At 32.2% G+C, this 20,280-nt stretch carries 14 protein-coding genes, 1 tRNA gene, 2 rRNA genes and 1 other RNA gene; 10 read left to right on the top strand and 8 right to left on the bottom strand.

Annotation, left to right across the window (positions count from 1 at the left end; all coding sequences use genetic code 11):
* Positions 1-140: 140 nt before the first annotated feature.
* Positions 141-1,772, bottom strand: coding sequence for a bifunctional phosphoribosylaminoimidazolecarboxamide formyltransferase/IMP cyclohydrolase (gene purH, locus BPEN_RS02835; protein WP_420021773.1), 1,632 nt, complete (start codon positions 1,770-1,772; stop codon positions 141-143).
* 435 nt (positions 1,773-2,207) lie between these two features.
* Between purH and BPEN_RS02830 the strand changes: the two genes are divergently transcribed.
* From BPEN_RS02830 to BPEN_RS02820, 3 genes are all read left to right on the top strand, one after another.
* Positions 2,208-3,773 (top strand): 16S ribosomal RNA (locus BPEN_RS02830).
* Positions 3,774-3,887: 114 nt separating this feature from the next.
* A tRNA-Glu gene (locus BPEN_RS02825) sits at positions 3,888-3,960 on the top strand.
* Between the two features lie 324 nt (positions 3,961-4,284).
* A 23S ribosomal RNA gene (locus BPEN_RS02820) occupies positions 4,285-7,272 on the top strand.
* Together the 16S and 23S rRNA genes with 1 tRNA gene alongside form the textbook arrangement of a ribosomal RNA operon.
* Positions 7,273-7,354: 82 nt before the next feature.
* Here the strand turns inward: BPEN_RS02820 and pssA are convergent.
* The 4 genes from pssA to smpB form a co-directional block, all read right to left on the bottom strand.
* Entirely contained in the window at positions 7,355-8,731 is a 1,377-nt protein-coding gene (gene pssA / locus BPEN_RS02815; RefSeq protein ID WP_011283091.1) for a CDP-diacylglycerol--serine O-phosphatidyltransferase, read from the bottom strand.
* A 510-nt stretch (positions 8,732-9,241) separates the two neighbouring features.
* Positions 9,242-9,571 (bottom strand): DMT family transporter, encoded by a 330-nt coding sequence (locus BPEN_RS02810; protein ID WP_011283090.1) that lies wholly within the window; start codon positions 9,569-9,571, stop codon positions 9,242-9,244.
* Between the two features lie 286 nt (positions 9,572-9,857).
* Positions 9,858-10,249: a transfer-messenger RNA gene (gene ssrA / locus BPEN_RS03310) on the bottom strand.
* Between the two features lie 54 nt (positions 10,250-10,303).
* Positions 10,304-10,768: an SsrA-binding protein SmpB gene (gene smpB / locus BPEN_RS02805; RefSeq protein WP_011283089.1), complete on the bottom strand. Its 465-nt coding sequence runs from the start codon at positions 10,766-10,768 to the stop codon at positions 10,304-10,306.
* Between the two features lie 93 nt (positions 10,769-10,861).
* Here smpB and BPEN_RS02800 point away from each other — a divergent pair, with 93 nt between their 5' ends.
* Positions 10,862-11,308: a type II toxin-antitoxin system RatA family toxin gene (locus BPEN_RS02800; protein ID WP_041567543.1), complete on the top strand. Its 447-nt coding sequence runs from the start codon at positions 10,862-10,864 to the stop codon at positions 11,306-11,308.
* A gap of 29 nt (positions 11,309-11,337) precedes the next feature.
* Here the strand turns inward: BPEN_RS02800 and BPEN_RS02795 are convergent, their stop codons facing one another.
* A complete protein-coding gene (locus BPEN_RS02795) occupies positions 11,338-11,586 on the bottom strand; it encodes an outer membrane protein assembly factor BamE (RefSeq protein WP_236608096.1) in 249 nt (82 codons plus the stop codon).
* A 185-nt stretch (positions 11,587-11,771) separates the two neighbouring features.
* Entirely contained in the window at positions 11,772-12,665 is an 894-nt protein-coding gene (gene nadK, locus BPEN_RS02790; RefSeq protein WP_011283086.1) for an NAD(+) kinase, read from the bottom strand.
* A 130-nt stretch (positions 12,666-12,795) separates the two neighbouring features.
* On the opposite strand from nadK, the gene grpE reads away from it, so the two are divergent.
* Positions 12,796-13,383: a nucleotide exchange factor GrpE gene (gene grpE / locus BPEN_RS02785; RefSeq protein ID WP_011283085.1), complete on the top strand. Its 588-nt coding sequence runs from the start codon at positions 12,796-12,798 to the stop codon at positions 13,381-13,383.
* Positions 13,384-13,736: 353 nt separating this feature from the next.
* Here grpE and ung read toward each other — a convergent pair whose 3' ends face one another.
* A complete protein-coding gene (gene ung, locus BPEN_RS02780; RefSeq protein WP_011283084.1) occupies positions 13,737-14,429 on the bottom strand; it encodes a uracil-DNA glycosylase in 693 nt (230 codons plus the stop codon).
* A gap of 384 nt (positions 14,430-14,813) precedes the next feature.
* Between ung and lepA the strand changes: the two genes are divergently transcribed.
* The 5 genes from lepA to acpS all read left to right on the top strand — a co-directional run bounded on the left by lepA (position 14,814) and on the right by acpS (position 20,205).
* Complete coding sequence (lepA, locus tag BPEN_RS02775; RefSeq protein WP_011283083.1) at positions 14,814-16,616, top strand: translation elongation factor 4; 1,803 nt, start codon at positions 14,814-14,816, stop codon at positions 16,614-16,616.
* Positions 16,617-16,634: 18 nt separating this feature from the next.
* Positions 16,635-17,630, top strand: coding sequence for a signal peptidase I (lepB, locus tag BPEN_RS02770; RefSeq protein WP_011283082.1), 996 nt, complete (start codon positions 16,635-16,637; stop codon positions 17,628-17,630).
* A 117-nt stretch (positions 17,631-17,747) separates the two neighbouring features.
* On the top strand, positions 17,748-18,446 hold the full coding sequence (gene rnc, locus BPEN_RS02765; RefSeq protein ID WP_041567542.1) for a ribonuclease III: 699 nt from the start codon (positions 17,748-17,750) through the stop codon (positions 18,444-18,446).
* A 644-nt stretch (positions 18,447-19,090) separates the two neighbouring features.
* A complete protein-coding gene (gene pdxJ / locus BPEN_RS02760; protein WP_011283080.1) occupies positions 19,091-19,825 on the top strand; it encodes a pyridoxine 5'-phosphate synthase in 735 nt (244 codons plus the stop codon).
* The gene (gene acpS, locus BPEN_RS02755; RefSeq protein WP_041567541.1) at positions 19,825-20,205 is read left to right on the top strand and encodes a holo-ACP synthase; all 381 of its coding nucleotides are present in this window, start codon (positions 19,825-19,827) and stop codon (positions 20,203-20,205) included. The genes pdxJ and acpS overlap by 1 nt, the downstream gene beginning before the upstream one ends.
* The last annotated feature ends 75 nt before the right edge of the window (positions 20,206-20,280 follow it).

Below are 20,280 nucleotides of genomic sequence, written 5' to 3'. Positions count from 1 at the left end.
TTTAAAAAAAATTATTATCTGCAATTTTTAAATGGTAAAAAAATCTATTATTTTTTGATACACAATCACTTTTGTTATCAAAAAAAAATGTCTAAGACTCTCGTATGTTCTCAAGAAAAATACAATAATTTTTTAAACAATTAATGTCTAAAATGACGAATATGTGTGAAAATCATCGCAATACCGTGCCGATCCGCAGTTTTAATAATTTCTTGGTCTCGAATAGATCCTCCTGGTTGGATAATACATTTAATACCTATTTCAGATGCAATATGTACTATATCAGAAAAAGGAAAAAAAGCATCAGAAGCCATCACTGATCCTTTAGTATTCAATGTGCCCTGACGTTCACGTTCTTGGAAGGAAGTAGCTATTTTTGCCGCATACACTCGATTCATTTGGCCGGTTCCAATTCCGATAGTTTGACAATTTTTACCACAAACAATGGCATTAGATTTAACAAATTTAACCACTTTCCAACAGAATAATGCATCTTTCATTTCTTCTTTTGTTGGTTTCCGAATAGTAACTATCTCTAAATCTTCTAAATTTGTCATTACATCATAATCTTGTATTAATAATCCTCCATTAATTCGTTTGAAATCTATATCTGATGTTCGTGGGGTCCACATTCCACACCTCAATATTCGTACATGTTTTTTATTAGATACAATACTAATACAATCTCGATTAATATTTGGAGCGACGATTGCTTCGACAAATTGTTGACTAATAATAGCTTGAGCTGTTTTTTTATCTAAAGATCTATTAAAAGCAATAATTCCTCCGAACGCAGAAATCGGATCTGCTTGATAAGCTTTAGCATACGCAGTGCAAATAGTATCAGATGTTGCTACACCACATGGATTGGTATGTTTAACAATCACACAAGTTGGTTCATCGAACATTTTCGCGCATTCTAACGCCGTATCCATGTCTACTATATTATTGTAAGATAATGGTTTTCCTTGTAATTGCTGAGCATCAGAAATAGATCCTGTGTGTTTCTTAGATATATCCATATAAAATGCTGCGCGTTGATGTGGGTTTTCTCCGTAACGTATATCTTGTTTTTTTATAAATTTAAGATTCATAAAAGTTAAATTTTTAGGAAAATAAGAAAAGGATTGATCACAATGATGATCATTAGTCATGGACGTATGATAGTTACTTTGTACTTGATGATTAAAATAATCAGAAATTGTATTATCATATTCAGTAACATATTTAAATGCTTTTACCGCCAAATGAAAACGAGTGTCTAAACTGAGTAATCCATCATAAAGATTGATTTCATCTAAAATTTTTTTATAACTATCGTTATTGACTACAATAGCTACGTTTTTATAATTTTTTGCTGCTGCCCTCACCATACTTGGGCCACTGATATCAATACGATCTAACATTTCTTCTTGAGAATATTTTTTATTTTTTGCAAGCAAAGAATTAAATGAATAAAAATTAACTACTACCATATCAATTGGCGGAATATTATATTGACGCATGATAGCGTCATCTAATCCTCGTCTACCAAGAATTCCGGCATACACTTTATAGTGTAAAGTTTTAACGCGCCCGTCCATAATTTCAGGTAATTTAGTATACTCAGAAATCTTGATTACTGGCAATCCAGCATCAGATAATATTCGAGCCGTACCCCCAGTAGATAATAATTGAATACCCCGTTGAATTAATGACTGAGCAAATTCTAAAATATTGGATTTATCAAATACACTAATTAATACACGACGAATTAACAATGATGATTGTATCATAATATCCTCACAACAATAATTAAACTACGGTATCAATATATCTTAATAAAGATTACACAATAGTAACATACCTATAGTATTATTATTATATATCATTCCCTAAGACATAAAATGATTTAAATAATTTTTATAATTATAAAAATGTAGTTTAAATATTTTAAACAAAAACTATCAAATCATAAAATAATATTGAATACTATTGACATCAGTTAAAATCAATGATAATGATATGTTTGTTTTATTTTTAAAATAGCATGAAATATGTATAATTAGAAATATAGTTCTTTAACAATTTGATTTTTAGATAATTGGTGTGGGCACTTGAGCAAATATAAGATATAGTATTATCCGTTTTAAAACATAAAAAGTTAATTAATTAATAGTTACTGATTAAAATTAACGAAATTGTTTTATAAATGGAAATTAATTTTTAAATTGAAGAGTTTGATCATGGCTCAGATTGAACGCTGACGGTAAGCTTAACACATGCAAGTCGAGCGGCAACAGAGAGTTGCAATTTATGTAGCTCTGCTGGCAAGCGGCGAACGGGTGAGTAAAGTCTGGGGATCTGCCCGATGGAGGGGGACAACTATTGGAAACGATAGCTAATACCGCATGAAGTCGTTGAGACCAAAGTAGGGGCCTTTTTTATTAATTAATAAAAAAGCCTTATGCCACCGGATGAACCCAGATAGGATTAGCTAGTAGGTAGGGTAATGGCCTACCTAGGCCGCGATCCTTAGCTGGTCTGAGAGGATGATCAGCCACACTGGAACTGAGACACGGTCCAGACTCCTACGGGAGGCAGCAGTGGGGAATATTGCACAATGGGGGAAACCCTGATGCAGCTATACCGTGTGTGTGAAGAAGGCCTTCGGGTTGTAAAGCACTTTCAATGGGGAAGAACTTAATATTGCTAATATCAATATTAATTGACGTTACCCATATAAGAAGCACCGGCTAACTCCGTGCCAGCAGCCGCGGTAATACGGAGGGTGCGAGCGTTAATCGGAATTACTGGGCGTAAAGAGTACGTAGGTGGTTTGTTAAGTCAGATGTGAAATCCCTGAGCTCAACTTAGGAACTGCATTTGAAACTGGCAAGCTAGAGTTTCGTAGAGGGGGGTAGAATTCCAGGTGTAGCGGTGAAATGCGTAGAGATCTGGAGGAATACCAGTGGCGAAGGCGGCCCCCTGGACGAAAACTGACACTCAGGTACGAAAGCGTGGGGAGCAAACAGGATTAGATACCCTGGTAGTCCATGCCGTAAACGATGTCGATTTGAAGGTTGTAGACTTTGATCTGTGACTTTCGGAGCTAACGCGTTAAATCGACCGCCTGGGGAGTACGACCGCAAGGTTAAAACTCAAATGAATTGACGGGGGCCCGCACAAGCGGTGGAGCATGTGGTTTAATTCGATGCAACACGAAGAACCTTACCTACTCTTGACATCCAAAGAATCTTATAGAAATATAAGAGTGCCTTCGGGAACTTTGAGACAGGTGCTGCATGGCTGTCGTCAGCTCGTGTTGTGAAATGTTGGGTTAAGTCCCGCAACGAGCGCAACCCTTATCCTTTGTTGCCAACGAGTCAAGTCGGGAACTCAAAGGAGACTGCCGGTGATAAACCGGAGGAAGGTGAGGATGACGTCAAGTCATCATGGCCCTTATGAGTAGGGCTACAAACGTGCTACAATGGCGTATACAAAGAGAAGCAAACTCGTGAGAGCAAGCAAACCTCACAAAGTACGTCTTAGTCCGGATTGGAGTCTGCAACTCGACTCCATGAAGTCGGAATCGCTAGTAATCGTGGATCAGAATGTCACGGTGAATACGTTCCCGGGCCTTGTACACACCGCCCGTCACACCATGGAAGTGGGTTGCAAAAGAAGTAAGTAGCTTAACCTTAAGGAGGGCGCTTACCACTTTGTGATTCATGACTGGGGTGAAGTCGTAACAAGGTAACCGTAGGGGAACCTGCGGTTGGATCACCTCCTTACTTTATCAAAATAATATGAGCAAAAGCGCCCACACCAATTATCTAGAATTATTTTATGGTAATTGAAATATTTATAAAATACTGAGATTAAATTTTTATTGTTGCTAGAACTCAGTCCCCTTCGTCTAGAGGTCTAGGACACTGCCCTTTCACGGCGGCAACAGGGGTTCGAAGCCCCTAGGGGACATTAATAGGTCTTTATTATGATAAGCAGGTTTTTATAAATAAAAAATTTAGTATTTTTGTTCTTTAACAATCAGGGAAAGCTTAAAATTAAAAATATTAGTGTAAATATTAATTACTATTTACGATTATTTGTAAATATAGGTTATATGATTTTTTGTTCATTTGAAAAGTCGGATGCAATAATAATTTTTATGATTATTGCATTATAAAAAATTATATACATATGCATATTATGCTAATAATACTCTAAAAGTATAATTAAAGTATCTATATCCTAAGTATGTGTAATGTCTTAACAAGATTTATAGAAATTTCAGGATTGCGAAGTTAAGTAATTTAAGCGTACACGGTGGATGCCTTGGCAGTCAAAGGCGATGAAGGACGTGCTGATCTGCGAAAAGCATCGGTAAGCTGATTTGAAGCGTTTTAACCGGTGATTTCCGAATGGGGAAACCCAATGCAATTTAAATTGTGCATTATTATTCAGTAAATTAATAGCTGAATAAAGCAAACCAGAGGAACTGAAACATCTTAGTACTCTGAGGAAAAGAAATCAATTTGAGATTCCCTTAGTAGTGGCGAGCGAACGGGGAACAGCCCAGAGTTGCATAGTATCATTAATATATTAAGAGAATAATTTGGAAAAATTAGCAATATAGAGTGATAGCCTCGTATCTGAAAATATATTAATTACTACGACTCAATGAGTAGGACGGGACACGTGATATCTTGTCTGAAGATGGGGGGACCATCCTCCAAGGCTAAATACTCTTGACTGACCGATAGTGAACCAGTACCGTGAGGGAAAGGCGAAAAGAACCCCGGCGAGGGGAGTGAAATAGAACCTGAAACCGTGTACGTACAAGCAGTAGGAGCGCAAATGTTGTTTGTTTGTGTGACTGCGTACCTTTTGTATAATGGGTCAGCGACTTATATTCTGTAGCAAGGTTAACTAAATAAGGGAGCCGTAGGGAAACCGAGTCTTAACTGGGCGATAAGTTGCAGGATATAGACCCGAAACCCGGTGATCTAACTATGAACAGGTTGAAGGTTAGGTAACACTAACTGGAGGACCGAACCGACTAATGTTGAAAAATTAGCGGATGATTTGTGGTTAGGGGTGAAAGGCCAATCAAACCGGGAGATAGCTGGTTCTCCCCGAAAGCTATTTAGGTAGCGCCTCGTAAATTCATCTTTAGGGGTAGAGCACTGTTTCGAATAGGGGTCCATCCCAGACTACCAACTCGATGCAAACTACGAATACTAAAGCATGTTATTACGGGAGACACACGGCGGGTGCTAACATTCGTCGTGGAGAGGGAAACAACCCAGATCGCCAGATAAGGTCCTTAAGTCATGATTAAGTGGGAAACGATGTGAGAAGGCTTAGACAGCCAGGATGTTGGCTTAGAAGCAGCCATCATTTAAAGAAAGCGTAATAGCTCACTGGTCGAGTCGGCTTGCGCGGAAGATGTAACGGGGCTAAATCATGCACCGAAGCTGCGGCAATAGAATTTTGTACTTAAATGTTTTTAAATTTATAATTTATTAATTATTGAGCATAAAACTATATTGGGTAGGGGAGCGTTCTGTAAGCCTGAGAAGGTGTGTTGTAAAGCATGCTGGAGGTATCAGAAGTGCGAATGCTGACATAAGTAACGATAAAGCGGGTGAAAAACCCGCTCGCCGAAAAACTAAGGTTTCCTGTCCAACGTTAATCGGGGCAGGGTGAGTCGATCCCTAAGGTGAGGCCAACAGGCGTAGCCGATGGAAAACAGGTTAATATTCCTGTACTAGATATAACTGCGATGGGGTGACGAAGAAAGCTAGGTTTGCCGAGGATCGGTGGTCTCGGTTTAAGCGTGTAAGCTGAAAGATTCAGAAAATCTAATCTTTTTAACGCTGAGGCGTGATAACGAGTCATTAATATGACGAAGGAATTAATGCTATGCTTCCAGGAAAAACCTCTAAGCTCCAGGTTATGTCTAATCGTACCATAAACCGACACAGGTGGTTAGGTAGAGAATACTCAGGCGCTTGAGAGAACTCGGGTGAAGGAACTAGGCAAAATAGTGCCGTAACTTCGGGAGAAGGCACGCTGGGATGTAAGTGAATGAACGATATTGCTTCTGGAGCTGAAACCAGTCGAAGATAACAGCTGGCTGCAACTGTTTATTAAAAACACAGCACTGTGCAAACACGAAAGTGGACGTATACGGTGTGACGCCTGCCCGGTGCCGGAAGGTTAATTGAGAGGGTTATCTTCTTTTATTAAAGAAGAAAAGCTCTTGATCGAAGCCTCGGTAAACGGCGGCCGTAACTATAACGGTCCTAAGGTAGCGAAATTCCTTGTCGGGTAAGTTCCGACCTGCACGAATGGCGTAATGATGGCCAGACTGTCTCCACCCGAGACTCAGTGAAATTGAATTCGCCGTGAAGATGCGGCGTACCCGCGGCAAGACGGAAAGACCCCGTGAACCTTTACTATAGCTTGATACTGAATATTAAATATTGATGTGTAGGATAGGTGGGAGGCTATGAATTAAGGGCGCTAGTTCTTATGGAGCCATCCTTGAAATACCACCCTTTAACATTTGATATTCTAACTTAGATCCGTTATCCGGATCAAGGACAGTGTCTGGTAGGTAGTTTGACTGGGGCGGTCTCCTCCCAAAGAGTAACGGAGGAGCACAAAGGTTAGCTAATCACGGTTGGACATCGTGAGGTTAGTGCAAAGGCATAAGCTAGCTTAACTGCGAGAGTGACGATTCGAGCAGATGCGAAAGCAGGTCTTAGTGATCCGGTGGTTCTGTATGGAAAGGCCATCGCTCAACGGATAAAAGGTACTCCGGGGATAACAGGCTAATACCGCCCAAGAGTTCATATCGACGGCGGTGTTTGGCACCTCGATGTCGGCTCATCACATCCTGGGGCTGCAGTAGGTCCCAAGGGTATGGCTGTTCGCCATTTAAAGTGGTACGCGAGCTGGGTTTAGAACGTCGTGAGACAGTTCGGTCCCTATCTGCCGTGGGCGTTGGAAGATTGAGAGGGGCTGCTCCTAGTACGAGAGGACCGGAGTGGACGCACCACTGGTGTTCGGGTTGTCATGCCAATGGCATTGCCCGGTAGCTATGTGCGGAAAAGATAACCGCTGAAAGCATCTAAGCGGGAAACTTGCCTCAAGATGAGTCTTCCCTGAGGGTTAAAATCCTCCTGAAGGGACGTTAAAGACGATGACGTTGATAGGTCGGGTGTGTAAGCGCTGTGAGGCGTTGAGCTAACCGATACTAATGGCCCGTGAGAGCTTAACTTCGCAATCCTGAAATTTTTAAACAATTGACGATTATAATAAAGAATAGTGAAAATAGAATGTACATGAAAATTACATTTAATTTTTATAAAATACGATTAATTAATCGGTCAAATCTCATCTTATGTATTCTATAAAGAAATTGTCCTATCTTTGTAGGATAATCAGATACATGTTGCAATGATGTATAATGCGTTACATGATTCGTATGCATACGAATCATGTTTAGTTCTTTATTTTTTTGATGAAACAACAATTTACATGGGTCATGAACAAGTAAAGCATTTTCTAAATCAAATCTTATAGATCTAGGGTTTAAATTATTTCCAGTAATCAACTGCCATTCATCATCTACCCAAATACCCTTAACATGATACCCATTATTGCCTTCTTTCCACATCCGAACTAATAATCGTTTATCATCAACATATTTTTGCAATTTTTTTAAAAAATAACGTAAATTTAATTCATATAAATATGGCAAAATACTAATTAGTGTAAACGGATGATGTGCAGGAACATAGAAATCATTAGCAATTTTATCTCCCACAATAATTTCTATATTTATTCCTTGATGTAATAAAGAAATCAAAGCACGTATTAACACAGTAGGCATATTAAAATAAGGTGTACACAATACAACTTTATTTCTTGCTGAATAAATTAAATGATAAATAGTTTTATTAAGAGCGCTGTTTTTACCCAACCCAACTAATGGAGAAATTGCTAATTCATGAAATGTAGCATTACCCTGATAACGATAACAAACTCTCCGTAAATTACGACGCAACAAACGAATATTATTCTTGCTGTTGTTTAGTTTTTTTAAAGAATTTCCGTATCCTAAATTATTAGTTACTTTTGCAGATAACAATTCTTGATCAATATAATTCAACATAATATCAGATAATTGCGGATTACGTATTATATGATATCGATCATATCTATATTTAGTATTTACATGTAAATACTCACCATTTAAATTTGCACCGCTATACAATATCTGATCGTCGATAATAAATCCTTTTAAATGAAGGACTCCTAAAGCTTCATTCACATGGATTGGTATTCCATATATTGCAATCTCAGTGTTAGGGTACTGTTTTATAATATCTGTATACCAATCAATATTCGTATATTTTTTAGAAGAACCAATACGAACTCTTCGCGCACGATGCCAATCTACCAAAATTCTAATTTTAATTTGAGGACGAAGTTTTTTAACATGAAGTAAAGCATCGATAATTTTTTTACCACCTAGATCATCATCTAGATACAATGTAACCAAACAAATATGATTGCTTGCCCTAGAAATAGCGTGCAACAATGCAATTCTAAATTCTTTAGGGCTGAATAGAATTTTAAAATAATCTACTCTTTGAATAATTTTAGGCAATTCTCTAAGAAATCTTTGATGATCATCATACTTATTCAATTCGTTATATTTTATTTTTTTTATCATAATAAATAAAAATAGCTTATCTTAATTTGAAGACACATTATAAAATATAATAATCATACATAATACGAATAATTCAATAAACCAACTCGAATTCTATATGTACATAGAAAGACAATGAATACCATAATGTCTAAAATTTTTTAAAATCTTTTTTATCTTTTTATAAAAACCGAATCATTACGAATGATACTAATATTTTATTATTAACAATATACACATTAAATACATATATCATTTAGATGATAGCTTTAATGATAAAGTACACCATAATATTTTTTCAAGTAAATCAATTATAAAATAATCGTAAACTGTAGTAAATTGCAATAAAAAACTATATATGAAGTATATAATAAAACTATATATGAAGTATATAATATATTGTTATGAACAATAAACGAGTTAAATGCCCTATTTATAATAAAATATATTATACATAATAAATATACTTAAAAAGTATCTCATACATATCTTCAAAAACACAATAAATTAGTAAATTACTTTTTTAAAAAATTAGTGTTTTATCGTATTGGAAAATATATTAATTAATACAACACCAATAATAATGAAAGCAATACCAATAACAGCTAAACTATCTAATTTTTGATCATAAAATATATATCCCGCTGCAGTAATAAACACAATACCAAGTCCAGCCCAACAGGAATATGCAATACCCATCGGTATTGTTTGCAACACTAAAGATAACAACATAAAAGAGAATGTATAACCAATTATTACTACAATAACAGGATATAATTTACTAAATCCTTCAGATGCTTTTAAGTAAGAAGTAGCAATAACCTCGGAAAGAATAGCAATAAATAAATATAAATAATCCATAAGATTTTATTCTTCATTCTTTAAAACTTTTTAATTACACGCAATAGATATTCTTGTATTAAATAAAATTCTTTCATGAAAAAATTTATTTTTTTCATGAAAGAACAAACGAGAAATAAACATGATTTCATTAGAGAAATTTTTGAGTGACGATCAATAAAATTTTATTGATCGAATAAATAAGCTGTAACCAAAACTCCAAACCATTCCAAAATATAAAAACCCCTGTACATTTCGTCATCCTTCATCACTTAATTTTTTTCTATTTTATTTGATCTTTAAATCCTGGTGGAGCTGGCGGGGTTCGAACCCGCGTCCAGAATTCTTTTTATTTTTAGTAACCTACATGCTTAGGTCTTGAATTACATTTAATTGGCGTAGATATATCAAGACCAATCACTAACCAACTAGCTTTTTATACTTAACGTTAAGCCAAAAGCAAGCATTTACGCGCACTCTTATTTATATGGCCTCTCTATTTATTTTTTAATATCTAAGAGTAAATATTGAAACGAGAGGGAACCTTCAGAATATTAGTCTGATTTAAGCTGCTAAAGCAACAGATTCTCTATATGTAGTATTATTTGCATTTATCTTTTGAGGCTTTTTACGAGGCCTGCCTCACCTCGGCATGCACTTTAAATAACAAGATACTCCGTCGAATCCAAAATCAGCCCCATTCTAACATCGAAAACAATTATATCATCGGGATACTGTATATACAAATAATTTTTATTTCATATACTTTAAAATACGTATTTTTTCTTTCTTCCATTTATGCATATGTATTATATTTCTTTTGTCGTATTTTTTTTTACCTTTAGCAAGGCCAATATTCACTTTAATCCAAGAATTTTTCCAATACAAATCTAAAATAATTGCAGTGTAACCTTTTTGATTAACTTTTTCCATTAAAAATAATAATTCATTTTTTTTTAATAACAATTTACGCACACGAACGGAATTGTGAGTTTCATTATAAAATTGAGTTACATTTGATTGAAATATAGAATTACAAATATACGCTTCCTTATTATAAAAAGATACGTAACTATTATTAATAGTTACCATATTAGAACGAGCAGATTTTACTTCCCATCCTAACAATGAAATTCCAGATTCAATTTTTTTTTCAATAAAATATTCATGATATGCATGTTTATTTTGTGTAATTTTCTTTAAAATTAACTGATTCATAATAATTTTTTTTTAAAAATATTATTTTTTATTACTAAAAACCATTATATTAATATGTATGTAATATTTAAACCCATTCAAAACAGGATTGATATGGCTTACATTAAATATTTTATTTCAGTACCGTATAGTGTAGAGCAAATGTTTAATTTAGTAAATGATATTAACTCTTACACTAAATTTCTTCCTGGATGCAATGTAAGTAAAATTTTAGAAAAAAATAATAACGAATTAATTGCTGAAATGAATATAGTTTCTAACGGAATTGTTAGGTCATTGATTACTCACAATTTTTTTATAAACAACAAAAGTATCTCAATCCTTTTAGTAAAAGGACCATTTAAATCATTTTATGGATATTGGGAATTTATTCCTATTACTTCTACTGTCAGTAGAATTGAATATTCTTCTCATTACGAATTTAAATCAATATTTATCGAAAAAATTTTTAATCATATTTTTAAAAATAAATATAAAAACATAATTACAGCCTTCATTTCCAGGGCTCATGTAATATACGGAACGTATCGCATATTATAACACAAAAACAAAAACACGTAAGGGTATTATTACTCTTTGTTTATAGTTACCAAAATATCATGAGCATCAAATTTTAATGTTAAAATTTGATGCTCTAATATTCTATTACCTCTACGATAATAAAAAATATAATACCATGTGTTTGGGTTTAAAAACCCTTCTAACGTCGGATCTCCGATATTAGAAGATATTTCTAGTTTTGTCATGCCAAGACGAATCTTTTTAATATCATATTCATTTAAACGATTGCCTTGCTTAATATCAAAGGATATCGGCATATATTGCGGCATAGTACAACTTACGTTACATACCAGCGTTATAATAAAAATACTGGTATGTAAGGTTTTAAAAAATACTTTCAAATACATAATTTTCTGCTTAATCTACTTTTCAAATACAATGTAAAATATATTATTGTTTAATTACAACTATTATCTTTTTTGTTGTAATTATCAATACAATATTATTTTTTCGTTTCAGCAATATTTTGTGACCAACCAAGCTTAATATTTAGCGTCTTAAAATAGTTATAATTATTAGGATGAATCAAATCAAGATAATGATTACTACGTTTAATAAAGATCTCCTCTTCTTTGCATACCAAAACAGGAGTTTGGTTATCATAACCTATTTTCAATTCAGATGTTACTTTAGAAAATTTCAGACAAATTATACTTTTACTATTAATCACAACTGGCCGAGATGACAAAGTATGAGGGCATATTGGTACTAATAAAATAGCATCTACTGTAGGACTAAGAATAGGTCCTCCAGCAGATAAAGCATATGCGGTTGATCCAGTTGGAGTGGAAATAATTAAACCATCAGATCTCTGTGAAAAAATAAAATTATCATCAATATATAACTCAAATTCAATCATATCTCTAATTGTGTTTGTATGTAAAATAACTTCATTAATAGCACTACCTAATCTGATCAGTTTGTTATAGCGTTGTACTGTTACATCTAATAAAAAACGTTTTTCGTTAATAAAATGACCTGATAAAACATCAGATAACTCCACTAGTGCTGAATTAGGGTCTAAATCAGTAAGAAAACCAAGAGTTCCACGATTGATCCCAATAACTTTAATATCGTGTTGTGCTAAAATATTCGCGGCTCTTAACATATTGCCATCTCCACCTATAACTATAGCTAAGTCTGCGTAATTTCCTATATCATTTAAATCACCTACAACTGCTTTTTGTACATTTAATAAACTAGCAGCATGATGTTCGATAATTACTGTAATCCCTTTACTATATAACCAATGATATAAAATATCATATGTATGCACAGCTTTCGGATGACGAGAATATCCGATAATACCAATAGTACGAAAAATAGAAGAAGTCATATTATTATTGAATCCTTTCTGTTTTTGTTATAACTTTTATTCATAATAAATGATGTCTTGAATACCTGTTATTCATCCTTATAATAACTGAATTATAAAACATATAATCAGGAAACGGAGGAGAAAATTCATGATAGATAATAATGTAAAAAACAATATTGATGAAAGTACATTACAGAATGAAAAAATAGAAAAAGAGGAACTATTAGAATCTGTTTCGACAGTAGATAATGTTATTGATCCTAAAAATGATCAAATCATTAAATTAAAGATACAATTAGCACAACTTCAAGAACATGAACGTAATACGGTATTACGTCTTACAGCTGAAATAGAAAACATCCGTCGGCGTAACACTCAAGAAATAGAAAAAATCCATAAATTTGGATTAGAACGATTTATCTTTGAATTATTACCAGTCATTGATAATTTAGAACGTACCATGAGTATTTCAGATAATTCTAATACTTTATTATCTGCTATAATAGAAGGCATTGAATTAACATTAAAATCGTTTTTAGACACTGTGCACAAGTTTGGATTAAAATCTATATATGAAATTAACGTGCCATTTAATCCCGAAATACATCAAGCAATATCTATAATAGAATCTGAAGACCATAAACCAAATCAAGTATTAACAATGATTCAAAAAGGATACATTTTAAATGGAAGATTAATTCGACCCGCTATGGTAACAGTATCACAATCTAAATGACGAACTACTATGTTTTTTAAAATGTTATAAATAAAAAACAGTACTCATTATATATTTACAAAGTTTCATGTACTCTTTCATGAAATAATAACGTGTTGTGTTTTTTATCCAATTAATATGATCATACTTCACATAACATTTTCCATAAACAATATAATTATTGTTTATTCAATTATTAAATTTTAATTCAATAATTGAATTTATTAAATATACAGATTTTTTAAATATATTATAAATTATTAATTTATCATTGTTGATTTATCACAATAAATCAACAATGATATTCAAGAGTACAAGATATAAAATAAATAAATTTACATGAAAGAAATCATCCTTCATAACATATTTTTAATTTATATTAGTTTTGAGTCAATTATTTTAGGTTGCCAATTAATAATCTGTTTATTTTGTTGCGCTAATAATATATTAACCTTAGAAAAATGATGACATCCTAAAAATCCACGTTGAGCTGATATAGGTGAAGGATGTGACGCAGTGAAAATATAATGTTTTTTATGGTTAATGATGTTGCCTTTGTTTTGAGCATATTTTCCCCATAGTAAAAATATAATTTTTTCCTTATGTGTGTTCAGTATAGATATTATTTTGTCTGTAAATCGTTCCCATCCAATATCAGCATGAGAACAACTTCTTCCTTCCTCAACAGTTAAAATACTATTAAGCAATAACACCCCTTCTTGCGCCCAACTCTCTAAACAACCGTGTTCTGGTATTACAAAATCGGGCATATCAGATGCAAGCTCTTTATAAATATTTTTTAAAGAAGGAGGAGGCAAAACACCAGGCAATACAGAAAAGGCAAATCCATGGGCTTGATTTGGTCCATGATAAGGATCTTGGCCTATAATAACAACTTTTATAGATTCAAAACTAGTAAAACGAAACGCGTTAAAAACATCTTTTTTTTTAGGATAAATCGTAATACCTTTTTTTTTACGTTCCTCTATGGCAAACAATATATTCTGAAAGTACGGCAATGTTTTTTCTTTTGATAACAAAAACCGCCAATTTAATTTTTGAGGCACGGTTTATTTCCGTATTATTATGTAATCGTACAAATAAAATTTTCACTTATCATTGATGTTTTTTATTGATTACCAAAAAAATTATGTATTTAAACACATATAATTTATTTGTAATTTTTTAATCTTAGCACTAAAAATTATAATAAACAGTTAATATCGAAAATTACAATAAATTTGTTACCACAATTTATCATATAGTCTAACAATGAAATATATCTAATATCCGAATAGTTAACTGCATATATTTTCGAATAATTTTTCAAAATATCGTAAATATTCTTATACAATCATTTTCATATGTATCTATAATATTTTATTATACACTAATTAATCACTATTTTTACACTAATTATATTTGTTTTTTGCATTTAACTAATATTTATCATGATAAAATACATACGTAATTTTTCTATTATTGCGCATATTGATCACGGAAAATCAACTTTATCTGATCGGTTGATTCAAACTTGCGGTGGATTAAACGAACGTGAAATGACATCCCAAGTATTAGATTCCATGGAGTTAGAACGAGAACGTGGTATTACTATAAAATCACAAAATGTGACACTCAATTATAAGTCTAAAAGTGGCCAGCCTTATCAATTGAATCTTATTGATACTCCTGGCCATGTTGATTTTTCTTATGAAGTTTCTCGATCTTTAGCAGCATGTGAAGGTGCCTTATTAATAGTAGACGTTACTCAAGGAGTAGAAGCGCAAACTGTGGCCAATTATCGAATTGCTAAAGAAATGAATTTAAAAATTATTGTGGCATTAAATAAAATTGATTTATCAACAGCAGACCCTAATCGAGCATCTCAAGAAATTAAAAACATCATCGGTATTGACGTAAATAATGCAATACAATGTTCAGCTAAAACTGGTTATGGCATACCAGAATTACTAGAGTGTCTAATTCATGATATTCCTCATCCTCAAGGAGATCCATGCGCTCCTCTGCAAGCACTAATTATAGATTCCTGGTTTAATCAATATTTAGGTGTTGTATCGTTAATATGTATCAAAAATGGCAAATTATATAAAGGTGATGTATTGAAATCCATGAACACAGGGCAAAAATATACTGTTGATCAAATAGGTATCTTTACTCCAAAACAAGTAAAACGAGAAATATTAGATTGCGGAGAAGTAGGTTGGTTAGTCTGTGCCAACAAAAATATCATAAAAACCCCTGTAGGAGATACATTTACTCTGTCAACTCATCCCGCAAAAAAAGCATGTCATGGTTTTAAAAAACTTCAACCTTATGTTTATGCGGGATTATTTCCTATAGGCTCTAAAAATCAAAAAATCTTTCGTGATGCTTTATACAAACTTAGTTTAAATGATTCTTCTCTATTTTATGAACCAGAAAGATCAGAATTTTTAGGTTTAGGATTTCGTTGTGGGTTTCTTGGATTGTTACATTTGGATATAATCCAGGAAAGACTAAGACGTGAATATTCACTTGATTTACTTGTTACAGCTCCAATGGTAGTATATGAAATATTAACCATTGACAATAGAATAATCTATGTAGATAGTCCATCAAAATTGCTTTCTTTAACTAAAATTAAAGAAATACGTGAACCTGTTGTTTTATGTAACATATTGCTTCCAAAAAAATATCTTGGAGAAATTATTTCTTTATGCATTAAAAAAAGAGGTACTCAAATTGACATAATATATCACAGTACTCAAGTTACATTAACTTACGAATTGCCTATGTCTGAAATAATATTGAATTTTTTTGATCAAATAAAATCAGCATCTCATGGGTATGCTTCATTTGAATATAAATTCAGTCGTTTTCAGAGATCGAACATAGTATGCATAGAAATATTAATTAATAAAAAACGTATTGATGCATTAACGGTAATTACGCATCAAGAACAATCTATATATCATGGTCGCCTATTGGTTAATAAATTACAAAAATTAATCCCAAGACAACAATTCGATATTGTGATTCAAGCAACTATTGGTAAGCGAATAATATCACGTGGCATTGTAAAACAACTACGGAAAAATGTTTTAGCAAAATGTCATGGAGGCGATATAACTCGAAAGAAAAAATTACTATATAATCAAAAAGAAGGAAAAAAACGTATGAAACAAATAGGCAATGTTAATTTACCCCATACTGTATTTCTAGCTGTCTTTGATGTCAATAACAATAAAAAATAACTAAAGGATTTTATTTGTATGATTAACGCATTTTCTTTGATCTTAGCAATTATTACAGGAATATCAGGTATTTTCTGGAGTATAAAAAAATTATATACATTAATGTATGATCGCGATCAACATAAAAAAATATTCCTTCAACAATCAACCAAGACTTATCAACAATCAAAAAATGCTTATTCATTGATAATCTCATATTGTTCAATAATTTCTGAATTTATATCCTCAATTTTTCCGATATTATTATTAGTATTTATAATACGATCATTTGTTTTTGAACCATTCCGAATACCTTCTGGATCCATGATGCCTACTTTGTTAATAGGAGATTTTATTTTAGTAAAAAAATTTATATATGGTATTAAAAATCCTATTACTCAAAAAACATTAATTAATACTGGACATCCAAAACGTGGAGATATAATAGTGTTTAAGTATCCTAAAAATCCTGAACTAAATTATATTAAACGAGTAATTGGAGAGCCAGGAGACAAAGTAATCTATAACATTATTACTAAACAATTAATAATATATGTGAATCATGTTAATAATATTGCATGTATACAACCATTACCCATTGTTTATAGCAATGTTGTTCCTAGTAATTTTATTCAAGTATTTGATAATGACGTAGACGGAAGGGTTAATTCTTCCTTTATTCAAATAGGACCGCATCAAAAATGTCCTCATGGAATTCGACTCATTCAAACTACAGAATCGTTCAATGGAATAGAACACAATATCTTAACAATGATACCGCCTGGTGATCAAAACTTAATAAAAATGTATGATCAACATACAAAACACTTAATATCTGAGTGGCTAGTGCCCGCAGGTGAGTATTTTGTAATGGGAGATAACAGGGATAACAGCGCAGATAGTCGTTATTGGGGATTTGTTCCTGAACGCAATATAATAGGAAAAGCAATAATAATTTGGATGAATATAAAGAAACAACAAGAAGGAATATGGCCAATTAGTATCCAATTCCATAGAATTGGTAATATACAATAAGATATTCATATTCTCTAATCATAGTTTAAAATTATTTTATTACATTTGTTGTAATCAATCTGGTTAAAATTGATTACAAAAAATTTTCTCCATGAACATTGGAAGAATATATAATACATAAATATTATGTTAGTTAATGCATTGCAAGAAAAACTTGGTTATATTTTTAATCGATATGACTTATTATTACAAGCGCTAACTCATAGAAGCTCTAGCAATCAACACAATGAAAGACTAGAATTTTTGGGCGACGCCATATTAAACTATGTAATAGCTAATTTGTTATATCATAGGTTTCCTCATATTAGTGAAGGAGGTATGAGTAGAATGCGTGCAAATTTGGTACGCGAAAATACATTGGCAACACTAGCACGAGAATTTAATTTAGGAGATTATCTACAATTAGGACAAGGAGAACTAAAAAGCGGGGGATATCAACGTGAATCCATTTTGGCCAATACAATAGAAGCGTTGATAGGCGGTATATTTTTAGATAGTAATATTCAAACTATTGAAATATTAATTATTAATTGGTATAAAATTCGTATAGATCATATGGATCCTTATGCTTCTTATGATACACAAAAAGATCCAAAAACTCGTCTGCAAGAATATATGCAACGCCGTCGTTTGCCGTTACCTGTATATTGGATTAATCAAATAATTGGAGAGGCGCACAATCAAATATTTACGATAAATTGTCAAGTTAGTGAATTAACACAACCGATTATTGGATGCGGTTCTAGTCGGCGTAGAGCTGAACAAAATGCAGCAGCAAAAGTTTTAGAGGCACTAGAACATAACCAAAACATATGATTTAATGACGCGGTCATAGACCGTAAATTGCTTAATATATTATTAGGATCTTAAACAAAATTAACTCATGTTATTAAGTTTATTCAATAAATAAACATACCTTTGTTAAAGGGTATGTTTATTATTTTAAAGCACAACTTCACAAATGAAAAAATCATCTCAAAGGACTTATTAAATCTAATCATTTATCACACATATATAAATATATGTTCTTTAATCGGTCTATTTTATAGAGATATTTTTATTTTGTTGTAATTTCAATAATGCTATGTTCATATTATTTGAACCGACACAAATAACTTTGAAGATGACAATATCAACATTTTCAGTATTATATGGAACTTTAATATTAATAATATTTATGTAAATAAAAATCTACATCGTGTAATAGTATATTCTTATAAAATGAAATTTGTAGATCTTCACGCAGTCCATTCAACCATTAAAGAATTATGTGTAAAAATTGTAATTTTGACCCAGAAATAACTGTTTGTTATCAAAATTACATTTTAATATATCAACAGTACGACATAATGTAATTTAAATTAAATAGAAACAACAAAAAATACATTTAAAAAGAAATATATATAATTTATATTTATAGTCGATGACTATCAAGTAACTATATTTAAGGCATACATATAATGTCAAATTTATTATTAGGTGTAAATATTGATCATATCGCAACATTACGTAACGCAAGAAATACTACGTATCCTGATCCTATATATGCTGCATTCATTGCAGAACAATCAGGAGCAGATAGCATTACTATACATTTAAGAGAAGACCGTCGTCACATTACAGATCGAGATGTCGAAATGTTATGTAAAACCATACAAACATCTATGAACTTAGAAATAGCAGCAACAGATGAAATGATTAATATCGCATGTACGTTAAAACCACATTGTTGTTGCTTAGTACCGGAAAGGCGTCAAGAACTTACAACTGAAGGTGGCTTAGATATAATTAATAAAGCAAATAAATTACAAGATATAATATTTAAACTTACTGAAGCTGGAATTAGAGTTTCATTGTTTATTGATCCTAATGAACAACAAATTAGTGTTGCCTATAATATAGGTGCGCCTTATATAGAACTACATACCGGAATGTATTCTCATGCTACAGATGCAACAACTCAAAATTTAGAATATAAACGTATCAAAAAAAGTGTGCAATACGCTGTCAATAAGGGTTTAAAAGTTAATGCTGGACATGGTCTTAATTATTATAACGTACGACCTATTGCGATGTTACCAGGAATACAAGAATTAAATATAGGACATGCTATAATTAGCCGATCAATATTTTGTGGATTACCTAAAGCTATTCAAGATATGAAGAAATTGATACAAGACTCAAGAAGAGGTTAATAGTGATTCACGGAATCGGAATAGATATCGTTGATATTAGGAAAATAAAAAAAATAATAACACATAGTGGAGATAAGTTAGCTACGCGTATACTTAGTAAATCGGAATGGAAAATATATAAAAATAAAAAGCATCCTGTGCATTTTTTAGCAAAACGTTTCGCTGCAAAAGAAGCGGTATCTAAAGCATTTGGAACTGGAATAAACCAAGGAGTGACATTTAATCAAATTGAAATATTTAACGATAAACTAGGAAAACCAATGTTACATTTATTCTCGTGTACAGCTCTATTAGCTAATAAATTATCATTAAAAAAAATGCATATTACTTTATCTGATACGAATTCGTATGCATGTGCGTTTGTTATATTGGAACGATAAAAAATAAGATATAAATATTAATGATCTTATAATTAAAAAAAAATTATTTTGATGTTTTATTGTAATACAGAATGA

Origin of the sequence: Candidatus Blochmanniella pennsylvanica str. BPEN (assembly GCF_000011745.1) — a bacterium.
Lineage (GTDB): Bacteria > Pseudomonadota > Gammaproteobacteria > Enterobacterales > Enterobacteriaceae > Blochmanniella > Blochmanniella pennsylvanica.
This window is presented reverse-complemented; position numbering and strand designations above follow the sequence as displayed.

What these genes read in the sequence shown, in the direction of transcription:
- pssA (WP_011283091.1), bottom strand. Translation starts at nt 8,731, where the DNA reads ATGATAAAAAAAATAAAATATAACGAATTGAATAAGTATGATGATCAT.
- BPEN_RS02810 (WP_011283090.1), bottom strand. Translation starts at nt 9,571, where the DNA reads ATGGATTATTTATATTTATTTATTGCTATTCTTTCCGAGGTTATTGCT.
- smpB (WP_011283089.1), bottom strand. Translation starts at nt 10,768, where the DNA reads ATGAATCAGTTAATTTTAAAGAAAATTACACAAAATAAACATGCATAT.
- BPEN_RS02800 (WP_041567543.1), top strand. Translation starts at nt 10,862, where the DNA reads ATGGCTTACATTAAATATTTTATTTCAGTACCGTATAGTGTAGAGCAA.
- BPEN_RS02795 (WP_236608096.1), bottom strand. Translation starts at nt 11,586, where the DNA reads ATGCCGATATCCTTTGATATTAAGCAAGGCAATCGTTTAAATGAATAT.
- nadK (WP_011283086.1), bottom strand. Translation starts at nt 12,665, where the DNA reads ATGACTTCTTCTATTTTTCGTACTATTGGTATTATCGGATATTCTCGT.
- grpE (WP_011283085.1), top strand. Translation starts at nt 12,796, where the DNA reads ATGATAGATAATAATGTAAAAAACAATATTGATGAAAGTACATTACAG.
- lepA (WP_011283083.1), top strand. Translation starts at nt 14,814, where the DNA reads ATGATAAAATACATACGTAATTTTTCTATTATTGCGCATATTGATCAC.
- lepB (WP_011283082.1), top strand. Translation starts at nt 16,635, where the DNA reads ATGATTAACGCATTTTCTTTGATCTTAGCAATTATTACAGGAATATCA.
- pdxJ (WP_011283080.1), top strand. Translation starts at nt 19,091, where the DNA reads ATGTCAAATTTATTATTAGGTGTAAATATTGATCATATCGCAACATTA.